11 protein-coding genes are annotated in these 12,914 nt (G+C 59.4%); 5 read left to right on the top strand and 6 right to left on the bottom strand.

Features of this window, described 5'->3' with window-relative positions; all coding sequences use genetic code 11:
* Positions 1 to 54 precede the first annotated feature (54 nt).
* Positions 55 to 705, top strand: a complete 651-nt coding sequence (locus ACR0JC_RS00470) for a GntR family transcriptional regulator (protein ID WP_170339801.1) — start codon at positions 55 to 57, stop codon at positions 703 to 705.
* Here the strand turns inward: ACR0JC_RS00470 and denD are convergent.
* Both denD and ACR0JC_RS00480 read right to left on the bottom strand, forming a co-directional pair.
* The gene (denD, locus tag ACR0JC_RS00475) at positions 702 to 1,670 is read right to left on the bottom strand and encodes a D-erythronate dehydrogenase (protein ID WP_170339799.1); all 969 of its coding nucleotides are present in this window, start codon (positions 1,668 to 1,670) and stop codon (positions 702 to 704) included. The genes ACR0JC_RS00470 and denD overlap by 4 nt on opposite strands.
* Positions 1,667 to 2,551, bottom strand: coding sequence for an NAD(P)-dependent oxidoreductase (locus ACR0JC_RS00480; protein WP_170339797.1), 885 nt, complete (start codon positions 2,549 to 2,551; stop codon positions 1,667 to 1,669). Before ACR0JC_RS00480 ends, denD begins: the two co-directional genes overlap by 4 nt.
* Before the next feature lie 194 nt (positions 2,552 to 2,745).
* Between ACR0JC_RS00480 and ACR0JC_RS00485 the strand changes: the two genes are divergently transcribed.
* Genes ACR0JC_RS00485 through ACR0JC_RS00500 form a run of 4 tightly spaced genes read left to right on the top strand, consistent with a single transcriptional unit; the run spans position 2,746 to position 7,073 of the window.
* Positions 2,746 to 3,504, top strand: a complete 759-nt coding sequence (locus ACR0JC_RS00485) for an SDR family oxidoreductase (RefSeq protein ID WP_170339795.1) — start codon at positions 2,746 to 2,748, stop codon at positions 3,502 to 3,504.
* Complete coding sequence (locus ACR0JC_RS00490; protein ID WP_170339793.1) at positions 3,501 to 5,297, top strand: IlvD/Edd family dehydratase; 1,797 nt, start codon at positions 3,501 to 3,503, stop codon at positions 5,295 to 5,297. Before ACR0JC_RS00485 ends, ACR0JC_RS00490 begins: the two co-directional genes overlap by 4 nt.
* A gap of 11 nt (positions 5,298 to 5,308) precedes the next feature.
* Complete coding sequence (locus tag ACR0JC_RS00495; RefSeq protein ID WP_170339792.1) at positions 5,309 to 6,157, top strand: fumarylacetoacetate hydrolase family protein; 849 nt, start codon at positions 5,309 to 5,311, stop codon at positions 6,155 to 6,157.
* Positions 6,150 to 7,073 carry a 2-hydroxyacid dehydrogenase gene (locus ACR0JC_RS00500; RefSeq protein ID WP_170339790.1) on the top strand — a complete coding sequence of 308 codons (924 nt, stop codon included), beginning with the start codon at positions 6,150 to 6,152 and terminating at the stop codon, positions 7,071 to 7,073. Before ACR0JC_RS00495 ends, ACR0JC_RS00500 begins: the two co-directional genes overlap by 8 nt.
* A gap of 17 nt (positions 7,074 to 7,090) precedes the next feature.
* Here ACR0JC_RS00500 and ACR0JC_RS00505 read toward each other — a convergent pair whose 3' ends face one another.
* From ACR0JC_RS00505 to ACR0JC_RS00520, 4 genes are all read right to left on the bottom strand, one after another.
* Entirely contained in the window at positions 7,091 to 8,092 is a 1,002-nt protein-coding gene (locus ACR0JC_RS00505) for a HupE/UreJ family protein (protein WP_367647288.1), read from the bottom strand.
* Complete coding sequence (locus tag ACR0JC_RS00510; RefSeq protein WP_170339788.1) at positions 8,089 to 8,919, bottom strand: peptidyl-prolyl cis-trans isomerase; 831 nt, start codon at positions 8,917 to 8,919, stop codon at positions 8,089 to 8,091. The genes ACR0JC_RS00505 and ACR0JC_RS00510 overlap by 4 nt, the downstream gene beginning before the upstream one ends.
* 150 nt (positions 8,920 to 9,069) lie before the next feature.
* Positions 9,070 to 10,995: a DUF3604 domain-containing protein gene (locus ACR0JC_RS00515; RefSeq protein ID WP_254444167.1), complete on the bottom strand. Its 1,926-nt coding sequence runs from the start codon at positions 10,993 to 10,995 to the stop codon at positions 9,070 to 9,072.
* Positions 10,996 to 11,189: 194 nt separating this feature from the next.
* Positions 11,190 to 12,851, bottom strand: a complete 1,662-nt coding sequence (locus tag ACR0JC_RS00520) for a Na/Pi cotransporter family protein (RefSeq protein WP_170339786.1) — start codon at positions 12,849 to 12,851, stop codon at positions 11,190 to 11,192.
* Between the last annotated feature and the right edge of the window lie 63 nt (positions 12,852 to 12,914).

Here is a 12,914-nt window from a genome sequence, read left to right on the forward strand (position 1 = left end):
ATCGAAAATACGACTAGGACACTAAGGAGCCAGGCCTGAAAGGTGCAAACCGGAATGAATGAAGAAGTAGATATTTATCAGCACCTTAAAATGCGTCTGATCTCGAACGGATTCGAGCATGGTGCCAAGGTTCGGGCCGAAGAGTTGCGCAAGGACTATGGGTGCTCGGCCAGCACGGTTCGCGAAGTTCTTTTTCGTTTGTCATCCGTTGGTTTGGTGGACTTTCAGGAGCAGAAGGGCTTTCGCGTCCCGAAGCGTTCACCGCAAAAACTGATCGAGCTGACCCACATCCGCGTTTTGCTGGAGGGAGAGGGCACCGCAATGTCGATCCGCAACGGCGGGGTGGATTGGGAAGCCAGGCTGACCGCGGCGCATCACAAGCTGAGCCATATCGAAAAGCGCATTCATGCCACCGACGACCCCAGCGAGCTGATCGAGATCTGGTTTGCCTCGGAAAAGGAATTCCATCAAACGCTGATCTCGGCCTGTGGGTCGGACACGTTAAAGCAGATGCACGGCCGAATTTACGCGCAGTTCCGACAGCAATTGATGGTGGCGGACCGGCGGTTCGAGTTCATCTCCGAGAACATCCGGCATCACGCCGACATCCTCGAGGCCGCATTGTCCGGCGATGAGCAACAGACCAAGCAGAAAATTCATGACCACCTCAAGCGCCATCTGACAGGCAAGACGATGGGCGACTAAGCGCGGAAGTCATCCTCAAGATAAACGCGGATGATGTCTTCAAAGCTCGACTCTGCGCGGAAGCCCAGCTCAAGCGCGCGATCGGTTTGAAAGTCGCGTGGCCAGCCTTTGACAATGCGCTCTATGTCCGGGTCGGGAACATGCTTGATCAGGTTGACCGCGTCTTGACCGGCGATGGTCCGCAAAGCTTCGATCTGTTCGGCGACCGTACAACTGATGCCTGGCATGTTCAGGGCGCGCCGGTCGTTCAGCAGTTTCGTATCAAGATCGGCCGCGTGGGTCAGAAATCGTGCCGCTGCCCGAGGGCTGGCGTGCCAATGGCGAACGGTGTCGTCGACCGGCAGAACCGCCTCGAGCCCGTTCAGGGGCTCTCGTATGATACCCGAAAAGAAGGAGGAAGCGGCGGCATTTGCCTTGCCAGGCCGCACGCACAGCGTCGGCAGACGCAGGGAGATGCCGTCGATGTATCCTTTTCGACTGAAGTCGGAAATCATCAACTCGGACGCAGCCTTCTGCGCCCCGTAGCTGGTCAGAGGGGCGCATAGGAATTCATCGTCGATCCTTGCGGGGAAAGGGGCGCCAAAGACGGCTATGGACGAAGCGAAGACCAGCCGCGGGCGGTAGGCGCCGCTGGTGGCGTTATGCTCGTCCTTCAATGCGTTCAACAGTGCCCAGGTCGTCATCAAGTTGACGTCCCAACCAAGGTCAAAATCAGCTTCTGCCTGACCCGAGACAATCGCGGCCAGATGAAAGATCACGTCAGGGCGCTGAGCTGCCAGAAGCTTGGCCGAGTTCTGGGCCGCGATGTCGCCAACGATTTGTTCTCCCGGTGCACCCTCGACCGGAAATGAAAGGTCGAACAGTGATACACGGGCGTCCGGACCAAAGGTCTGCTCGGCCGAAATGTGATGCGCCAGCTTCTGACCCAGCATTCCACCGCCGCCGATGATGAGGATATGCGTCACGACATGCCATTCCGTTTTCTGAGCTCGAGGTAGAGCGCAGAGTGATCCAGCTCGGCCCCATCCATTTCGTTTATCAGGTATTCGAACCGGTCGCGTACGGCTTGCGTATTGGGCAGTTCCAGGCCGAGACCGCGTGCCTCAGCCAAGGTGTTGTCCAGATCCTTCAGCTGAAATTTCGAGAGTCCGCCTGGAACGAAATCCCGGTTGGACATGCGTTCTCCGTGCTGTTGCAGGATCACGCTGTCGGCAAACCCACCGCGCAGCGCGGCGCGCAAAGCAGCCGGGTCTGCGCCACCTTGTTCGGCCAGCAGGGTTGCCTCGGCAACGGCGGAAATCGTGACGGCAACGATCGTCTGATTGGCTAGTTTGCACAATTGACCGGCGCCGCTGGGGCCGACATGCACGGGGCGCCCCATGGCGGAAAGGACTGGCAGTACCTCCTGCATGACGCCCTCGTCGCCCCCCACCATGATCGCCAGCGAGCCCGCCTCGGCCCCCCTGGTGCCACCGGAAACCGGGGCATCCAGATGCCGCAGGCCGAGAGTTTCGAGTTGGGCAGACTGCGCGCGGGCATGTTCAGGCTTGGCGCTGGACATGTCGATCCAGACGGAGCCAGGTTTAAGCTGGTCGCAGAAAGAAGGGTCTTCCAGCAGCGCGCCGGTTGCGTACCCGTCGGACAGCATGGTCACGATCACATCGGCTTGGGCAACCGCTTGGGCCGGGGTCTCCGCAACTGTAGCACCTTGGTCCGCCAATGGTCGTGCCTTTTCGGCGCTGCGGTTCCAAACGGTCAGGGGAAAGCCTGCCGCAAGTAGGTTTCGTGCCATCGGCGCCCCCATTAGGCCGGTGCCCAAAAGGGTCACTTTGCGCTGTTCGCTCATACTTGCTTATCCTCCTTCGGGCCGCACCACGCATGGTTATAGCCAAACCAAAATCTCTGTCATACGCTAACGGCATCAAGTTCCTGCGCCAAAGCCTGTTGCGTTTCCACGCAGAATTTTTTGGTGCTGCCCGGTCGCACTCGGGCCCGGGGTCGTGGTGTTTGATCGCAAGTAGTGAAAGGTAAATTTTACATATGTCAGAAAGACTTGTGGGGAAGCGCGTCCTTGTGACGGCTGCCGGACAGGGTATCGGTCGTGCCAGCGCAATCGCAATGGCGCGCGAAGGGGCGCAGGTGTTTGCGACGGATATCAACCTCGAAAACCTTTCTTCGATTCGGTCCGAGAATCTCGAAAATATCGAAATTTTCGAGATGAACGTCACCGATGACGCCAGCGTCTCTCAGGGGGTTGAGCGGGCAAATCCGGACGTGTTGTTCAACTGTGCGGGCTTCGTGCATCACGGGACCATCCTGGACGCCACTGATGAGGAGTGGGATTTTGCGATGGACCTCAACGTGCGGTCCATGATGCGCACAACGAAGGCTGTGCTGCCGGGGATGATCGAACGGGGCGGCGGCTCGATCATCAACATGTCTTCCGCTCTGGGGTCGATCATCGGCGCGCCCAACCGCTTTGTCTATGGCGTGACCAAAGCTGCGGTTGTTGGGCTGACGAAATCGGTTGCGGTTGATTTCATCACAAAGGGCATTCGCTGCAACTGCATCTGCCCCGGAACGGTCGACAGCCCCAGTTGGCGCGATCGGGTCGAGGCCTTGGCCCAAGAGCTGGGCAGCAGGGAAGAGGCCATGGCGCAGTTCGTGGCTCGCCAACCCATGGGCCGCGTCGCCAAGGCGGAAGAAATAGCGGCACTGGTCGTCTACCTGGCAAGCGATGAGAGTGCTTTCACCACAGGACATACACACATAATCGATGGGGGGTGGTCAGGCCAATGACGAAGATAACAAAGGACGATCTGCGGTCGCGGAAATGGTTCATGAACTCGGAGAACCTCGAGATGACCGCGCTGTATCTGGAACGGTATCTCAACTACGGCCTGACCCGCGCCGAGCTTCAATCCGGCAAGCCAATCATCGGCATTGCGCAAACGGGTAGCGATCTCAGCCCCTGCAACCGCCACCACCTGGAATTGTCCAAACGTGTGCGCGACGGGATCATCGCGGCCGGTGGCACGTGCATCGAAATTCCGGTGCACCCGATTCAGGAAACGGGTAAGCGGCCGACTGCCTCGCTGGATCGCAATCTGGCCTATCTTTCGCTGGTCGAGAGCTTGTTTGGTTACCCGATCGACGGCGTGGTGCTGAACATCGGTTGCGACAAGACCACGCCGGCGCTGTTGATGGCGGCTGCCACCGTCAATATCCCGGCAATCGCTCTGTCCGTCGGCCCGATGTTGAACGGCTGGTGGAAGGGCGAGCGCGCAGGGTCGGGAACTGTGATCTGGAAGGCTCGGGAAGACCTGGCCGCCGGTGAAATCGACACTGATGAGTTCATGGAAATCGCAGCGGCTTCGGCGCCCTCGGTTGGCTATTGCAACACGATGGGAACAGCGACCACGATGAATTCGCTGGCCGAAGCCTTGGGAATGCAACTGCCCGGGTCCGCCGCGATACCGGCCCCGTACCGGGAACGCGGGCAGATCAGCTATGAAACCGGAAAGCGCATCGTCGAGATGGTGTGGGAGGATCTGCGCCCAAGCGATGTCATGACCCGGGCGGCATTTGAAAATGCGATCGTCATCAACTCGGCGATCGGTGGATCGACGAACGCGCCGATCCATTTGAATGCGATCGCCCGGCATCTTGGCGTTCCTCTCAACAACGATGACTGGCAAAGCCTGGGTCACGACGTACCGCTGCTGGTCAACATGCAGCCGGCCGGAAAATACCTTGGAGAAGATTACCAGCGCGCCGGCGGTGTCCCTGCCGTGGTCGGTGAGTTGATTGATGCCGGATTGCTGCCCAACCCCGATGCACTGACGGTCAACGGCCAGTCGATGGGCGAGAACTGCGGGACACGCCGGTCGCTGAACGACGACGTGATCAAGCCGGTTAGGAATCCGGTCAAGCATCAGGCCGGGTTCATCAACCTTTCGGGCAACCTGTTCGAAAGCGCGATCATGAAGACATCGGTGATCTCGTCCGCTTTCCGCGATGCCTACCTGTCGAACCCGGATGACCCCAATGCCTTCGAGGGCCGAGCGGTCGTGTTTGACGGGCCTGAAGACTTTCATCACCGCATCGATGATCCGGCAGAAAACATCGACGCAGACTGTATCCTGATCATGCGCGGCGCAGGGCCCAAAGGTTACCCGGGCGCGGCCGAGGTAGTGAACATGCGGCCGCCCTCATACCTGTTGAAAAAGGGGATCGAAGCGCTGCCCTGCATCGGTGATGGGCGCCAGTCCGGCACTTCCGGAAGCCCGTCGATCCTGAACGCCTCGCCCGAGGCGGCCGAAGGCGGCGGGCTGGCGCTGGTGCGAAACGGCGACCGGCTGCGCATCGATCTGGGCAAAGGGACGGCGGATATGCTTGTTCCGCTGGAGGAGCTGCATGAACGTGCCCGCGAACTGGAAGCCGCAGGTGGCTACTCGGTCCCGCCCGACCAGTCACCCTGGCAGGAGATCTTCCGCGAGAAGGTCGATCGTCTGGATCGCGGCATGACGCTGAAGGGCGCCGACAAATTCAGGGACATCGCGCGGCAATTCCTGCCGCGGGACAATCACTAAAAGGAACCGAAATGAAACTTGTTCGCTACGGAGCCGCAGGGTCGGAAAAGCCTGCGTTGGTCGACTCTGCGGGTCAATTGCGGGATTTGTCCGCCCATGTCACCGATATCACCGGTGAAACGCTGGGCGACGCCGTGCTGGACAGGCTGCGCGCAATTGATTCCGAAAGCTTGCCGATTGTTGAAGGGGATCCGCGGATCGGAGCTTGCGTTGGCAAGATCGGCAAATTTCTGTGCATCGGACTGAACTACTCGGACCATGCTGCCGAAACGGGCGCGGATATTCCCAAGCATCCGATCCTGTTCTTCAAGGCAAACTCCGCCATCGTGGGGCCTTATGATGACGTTGTGATGCCGCGCGGGTCCACCCATACGGATTGGGAATGCGAGTTGGGTGTGGTGATCGGCAAAACGGCGAAATACGTCTCCAAGGCTGATGCTTTGGACTATGTCGCCGGTTATTGCATCGTCAATGATGTGTCCGAGCGGCATTTCCAGACGCAACTGACCGGACAATGGACCAAGGGGAAGTCCTGCGACACGTTCGGTCCGACCGGTCCGTGGTTGGTCACCCGCGATGAGGTTCCCGATCCTCAGGCGCTGGGCATGTCCCTGGATGTGAACGGACAGCGGATGCAGACTGGAAACACGGCGACGATGATTTTTACCGTTGCCGAGATCATCGAGCATCTGAGCCAGTTGTTCACCCTTCATCCCGGTGACGTGATTTCGACGGGCACACCGCCCGGAGTTGGCATGGGTATCAAGCCCGATCCGGTCTATTTGAAGAAGGGCGACGTGATGGAACTGAGGATCGACGGGCTGGGCACGCAGCGGCAGAAGGTCAGTCAGGATGACTGAGCTGTTGCAGATCGGCGGGATTACCGACCGGATGAAAGAGCGGCTGTCCACCGCATTCGATATTCGCCACTTGGACGATTTTGATGCCGCGCGCATCACACATGTGGTCACGAACGGACATGACGGCGTGCCGCCCGACCTGATGGCCCAACTGACGAACCTGAAGATGATCAGCGTCTATGGGGTTGGATATGATGCAGTCGATGCAACGGCTGCTGCAGCTCGTGGAGTTGTCGTAACGCACACCCCGAATGTGCTCAACAACGAGGTCGCAACCACCGCCGTTCTGCTTATGCTGGCCTGCTACCGAGAGCTTGTGCGCGACCATGAATACGTCCGATCGGGCCGGTGGGAATCAGAAGGCAATGCCCCTTTGACCCGATCAGCCGACAATCAAAAGGTTGGAATTCTGGGGCTTGGCCGTATCGGCCAGGCGATTGCAGACAAACTGGCGCCGTGGTCGCCCGAAATCTCTTATCACACCCGCAGTCCCAAGGATGTGCCATACCGGTATTTCGACAATCTGGTCGACATGGCCAAACACGTGGATGTGTTGATTTGCATAACACCGGGCGGGCCGTCGACCAACAAGCTGGTCAACGCCGAAGTGATGCGGGCGTTGGGGGCCGGGGGCACGCTAATCAATGTCAGCCGAGGGTCCGTCGTTGACGAGGCGGCTTTGATTGAAGCGCTGCAAAGCGGTGCGCTTGGCTGGGCAGGGCTGGATGTTTTCGAGGATGAACCTCGCGTTCCACAAGCGTTGCGCGAGTTGCCAAACGTGGTTCTGTTGCCGCATGCGGGCAGTGCTACTGTCGAAACGCGTGCCGCCATGGGTGATCTGACGGTGGACAATCTGTTGCAGCATCTCAAGGACGGATCGGTTCTGACCGCCGTGCCGGAATGCAAAGATCTGTGAATTGACCGCTTAGGCGCTCAGAAACCGTTGACACGCTCGATCAGCCAGTAGAGCGATATGCACCCGATGGCATAGCCTGTCACCGGGATGGCCAAGTGGGTCACCCAATCGGCGTTCCGTGGCGCGATAAGGCGCCACATCGCAATCAGAAGTGCGAGCACTGCGATAAAGGCAAGCTGACCAGCCTCGACGCCGATGTTGAAAGCCAGCAGCGCTGCGGGGATCTCTTGCGAGGGCAGGCCGATTTCAGCCAGAGCACCGGCAAAGCCGAGCCCGTGCAGAAGGCCGAAACTGAAGCAAACGATCCACGGGTATTGCTCGGATAACCGCAGTTCGCCCTCTTTGTGCCTCAGGATTTCCAAAGCAAGGAATACGATGGACAATGCAATGACGGCTTCGACGGGGCCGGCGGGCACGTTGAGAAACCCAAGCGTCGCCATTGCCAGCGTCAGCGAATGCGCGACTGTGAAGGCGGTGATCGCACCGACCAACCGCCATGGGTTCCGCACCAGAACAAAAAGCGCAAAGACAAACAACAGGTGGTCCCAGCCTCCCAGAATGTGTTCGAAACCAAGCAGGAAGTAGCTGCCAAAAACCGACCAGATCGTAGGCTCCGCAGGGACCGTCAATTCGGCCTCATCAGGCGTAAATCTGAGCGTCACGGGTTCAGCATTCAGCGGTCGAACGCGCAGCAAGACATCGTTCTGCTGACGCTCCAACCCGTCTATGGCCACAACATGGCCCGCGATTTCGGCATCACATTCTGCAATCCAAGAAGACACCCAGGCCTGGTTTTCCGCTGTTGGCGCCGGGCCATGTGCCGGCGCGCAATGATCGGGCAGAACCGCATCGATCTCCATGGGTTGTCCGTTCACGTCGGGAATACGCCAGAGGATTCTCCAGGTGCCCGGCGCCAGTTCGTTCAGGTCCAGATAGCCGGGGTCAAGCGCGTGTGCTCGGCCGAATTGTGGAACCATGCCCAGCCAAAAGGCCAGCAGAACAAAGAAGACCGTCTTCACGAGCCGCCCTCTTTGGATTCGGGTGTCTCGACCCGGTACCGGGCGGCGAGGCTTTCGTATTGAGCCTGCGCCAAGTCCTGAGCCGTCGCCCTGCGCCAATCGTTCAGAACGGAGTCGTAAATCTCGGCGAGCGGCGGAAGATAACCGGGCTTTGCTTCGGTCACGCGGACAAGATGTTGCCCGTATCCCGAGTTGATCGGACCGACCCAGATCATCGGCTCGCTTCTGTCAAGCTGTGACGCAAATCCGCGCCCAAAGGTTGTGTCGATTGCACCCGCGGCTGTCAGTGGCATCGACCGCGCCAGCAAGGACGAAACACCAAGGCTGGACCAATCTGCGCCACCGTTCAAAGCTTGCAGAGTATCGTCGACAACGTCCGGGTCTGGGGCATCACCCAGATAGACCTGATCAAACGCGATCAGGGTGGGGGTCGTGAAGCGGTCTGCGTTCTGGGCCAGATGCTCTTCTAGAACAGCCTCCTCGGGGGCGACTGAGGACGCAATTGCGGTGGTCAGAAACTCCATTTTTCGGGCAAGGCGGGCCCGGATCACCTGATCACCACGGTCCAAGCCCAGCTTTCGGGCCTCGCGCACAAGAATTTCTTCGCGGGTCCAGGAATCGATCAGCGCCTGCAACTCGGCGTCGGTGGGTTGGCGTTTCCAGCTGGCCTCGAACCGTGTTCTCAAAAGCGCGATGTCGTCGCTGTCAATTGTGATCGTTTCGGCCTCTACCGGGGGCTCGGCCTCGTCGGATACAAGATAGAACCAGCCGAAAATGGCCAGCCCGATCAGAATGAAGTGGAACAGCGGTTCTTTGTAAAAGCGCATGAAAAATCTGACCTGCTGGCAATTCGATACCCGATCGTTGATCCCAACGGCCCGTCATGTCAAATCGCCGATTTCAACTTGGGGTGAAGATGTTGCTGCAACGACCCCGGCCCAAGGGCGCGATCCCGCGCCCCCGGTTTCGGTCTTGGTTCATTCGCTGGCAGGCGTGTACCAGATCGGTGAAGAATACGCCCGTTCCTGATGGATCAGCTGGGCCTCGGCCGGCAGATCGATTCCAAAACGAAGCTTGTCGTACAGCACCCAGCGCGGGGTCGGGATTTCGAGAACCCGCACGTAGTAGAATGCCCGCGCGTCGGGATCGAAGTCGGGATCCGTCCAAACGGTCACCAATTCCGATGCGCCGATCGAGTTGCTCCAGCTGGCGGTATCCAGATCGACGGTATTGCCGACTTCGGGAAGGTTGCCATTTGCATCCAGCGCACGATCGTCCGACCAGGCCACGTTGTAGACCTTTTCCTGAAGCGCGCCGTCTGCATCCAACCAGCCCTTGACGACCTGAACTCGATCAAGGTTTGCGCCGACGGGGTCACGCAGTGCGCCGATCAGGAAGGTCGGTGCGCCTTCGCCCTCGGGCGGACGCAGATCGCCGCCCATCGGCACCCCTTTGGTGTATCCCACATCGGCCACCAGACGCGTCAGCAGGTCGGACTCATCGAAATCCCATCCGCCGAAGAAACGAAGCCCGATGCGAGGCCCGGTCGTGGCGTATGTCTCGCGTCGCTTGAACGCGTCGAAAATGGCCGAGCGCGTATTCTCGGACGCCCAGACTGCGGTATAGCCCGATGCGACCAGCGTATGCCCCTCAAAGGCGCCCAGATCGCTTTCGACAAACGGGTGCAGAACGCGTGTGGCCGACGGCTCGGCGCTTACGGATTTGCCGAAATAGTTGTCTTCCTCGGCCGTTGCCAGCGACGTATGGCTGTCCGTCGCGCCGCCCATGCCAAACTTGTAGGGGTTCACGCCGAATTTCTCTTCAAGCATCAGCCCGCGCTTCAGCGCCTCGCGCGCGTATTCGCCGGCCAGCATGTCATCGGTTTTCAGCTCGGAGATATCGAGGTTCCCGACATCCCAGTTTTCATAGTCGGCAAATGGGTCGTCGGGGCTGAGATAGGGATGGGCTTCGCCGTCACCCTTGATCTGGGTGACCTCGTAATGCGGTTCCCACTTGGCGCGGTTCTGTACGTATTCCTCATCCACCTTGCCGCCGTGATAGGTGTCTTCGGTCGGGAACATCCAGCCGTTCGACAGATTGCCGTTATGCGCGAAGGCAACGGCACGGCCTCCGGTCTTGGCCTGATACTCTTCGAGCCACTCGTAAAGTGCCTTCGGATCCGTATTCCCATAGGGCGGCTGCGTGACCGGCGGCACCATCTGCAGCGCACGGATCGGGCCATCGCGCAGCATGACGTTTCGATGCAGGTTGAATCCCTTGGGCACCGAGGTCCATTCGAAACCGATGAACGCTGTGAAATTGCCCGGGTCGTTGTGCCGTTCTGCGGCCATCACGATATGTTCCCAGGTAAACGCAAAGGCGTCCGCTCCGGGGCTGTATGATTCAAGCAGGTCTTCCGGCAGGGTCATCTGCGAGAAATTGGAAATGATGTCGAACGCCGCCTTGGCAGCTTCGTCCCCGCCCGCAGAGTATCCTTCGTACCATTCCAGACCCTTGGGATGTGCCAACACCCCCGGCTTTCCGGCCTGCAGGTCCGGGGCAAACCCCATCAGGTCGGTGTGATCCGTGAGAACCATCCAATCCAGTGGGCGCGCAAGCCGAACCGGCTGTCCGGTCGACGAGATGACCTGTTGGCCTTTCGCAAATCGCCAGGCGTCATCCGGCAGCAGCGTGTTCCCGAACGTTCCGGCGTCCAGTGACAACCCTGTGTGCAGGTGCGTGTCCCCCCAAAGAGGGCGCTCCGGAAATGTCCGGTTGGCATAGGGCGAGAACGGACGCTCGGCAAAGGTTCCCTCTGCAGCTTCCTTGGTCGGCACAGCGTCGGCGAGAACGCCTGCCGGGCCGAGTGTCAGCAGCATTGAACAGACGTAGAGTCGCAGCATGAGAACCTCCCAATTCAACAGCTTCGAATTCAAAGAAACGGATTTATGTCATAACATTCTGATATGACGATAGCATGTGAGTGGGGCCAACTGTCAATTCTGCCGGGTTCAGGAAGCCAGAAAGCCTTGTACTCACGGAAGGGCGGGAGCCTTGGCTGCCGGTCTTTAAAAGTACAATCCGAAGATTGCCGTGACTAAGGTGCGTCCGAGATTATGCGCGGTTTGGCCAGGCGGCTTTCCAGAAGATCTCCCGTCTCCTCGGCGATCGGGTAGGCCACAAAGGCCAGCGCCGCGTTGATTTGCTTCAATAGGCGCAGCGTCTCCTGGTGGATATTGGTCGTCTCGATACTGGCCGGACCCCGACTTTGCAGGCGCTTCAGGTGGCGCTCCTGCAGGTATTGCTCTTCGATCCGGATGCGATCCTTTTCGGCGACCAATTGGCGGGCCGCCTCAGCGTCGCCGGTGGTCAGAATGCTCAGAGCCAACTGGCCGTTCGTTGTGATCTGATCGTGGAATTGTTCAATGTCGGTCAGACCTTCCTTGGAAAATGTGATGCCCTCGTCAGCCATTTTCTTCGCCAGGGCCACAAGGTTGACCGCGATCCGGTCGGCGGCCTCTTCAAGGTTGTTGGCCATCGACACCAGCTCGAGTGTCTTTTTCTCCTGCTGAGGTGTCAGATCGCCTTCCCGCAGACGCGAGACGTAGATTTTGATGTCAAAATGCATGCGGTCGACATCGTTCTCCCGCAATTCGATGGTGCGGGCAAGTTCGGGGTCCCAGTTCCGGAACAGATGAATGGTTGGCACCAGCATCGCCTGAACCGTTTCAGCCATGCGCAGCAGTTCGCGCTGTGCGCAGGCCAGCGCCAGAGGCACGTGGTCCAAAGCACTGGGGTCCAATGCGGTCACGTTGTCGGCGGTGATGCTGGAGTGGCGGGGAACGAACGCGTCCGCCAACCGGATCAGCAGGTTGGTGAACGGCAGCGCAACGACCAGAAGGGCGACATTCATCGCAATGTGCAGCATCACCACCTGTTGACCGGGCGCTGTGCCGAACACGGATATGTGCAGCACGCCGGTCAGCAGCAGGGCCAGCGCCACTAAAGTGACACAGGCCCGAGCCACCAGGTTGGCCAGGACGACCAACTTGGCCGGGCGCTCCTGCGACCAGAGCAGGGCGAATGAGATCACGGCGCCACCGAGATTGGCACCGATGACCAGTGCGGCGGCCACCGTGCCGCCGACCAGCGCTGACGCCGCGAATGTGGCAAAGGTCAGCACCGCGGCCAGGCTGGAATGCATGAGCCACGCCAGAATTGCGCCGACCACATAGGCGCTGATCAAGTCGCTTTGAAAATATGCGGCAATGCTTTGAACGATTGGGCTGGCCCCGATTGGCACTGTGGCTTCGCGGATCATCCCAAGCGACAACAGCACCAGGGCAAAACCGATGATGATGCGCCCGATTTGTTTCGTCCGCCGTCGTCCGGCTTTCAAAAACACCACGACGCCGACCAGCAATGCGAATGGCATCACCGCCTGGACGGGAAGGGTCAGCACCTTTGCCATCAAGGCGGATCCCACCTCCGCCCCCAGCAGCAGCGCAAGGGCCGAGGGTGGAGCGAGCATACCCGATACCGCAAATCCGGCTCCGATCAATGCAACTGCAGTCGAGCTTTGCATAAGCATCGCTGCCATACCGCCACCCAATGCAGCGGACATTCGGTTTTCAGACAGGATTTTCAGGCCGCGTTTCAACTCGGGCAGGAACGCTCGCTCCACTCCGGTCCGGATCAACCGGACAGACCACAAAAGCAGGGCGACGCCGGCCGCCAGATGGGTGGCCAGCACGATCATGCGTTCGATACCTTGTTTGCGCTGCGCCGTTGCATGGCCAACATTTTGCCTTCCACAATGGGG

This window comes from Ruegeria sp. CH5 (assembly GCF_056537025.1).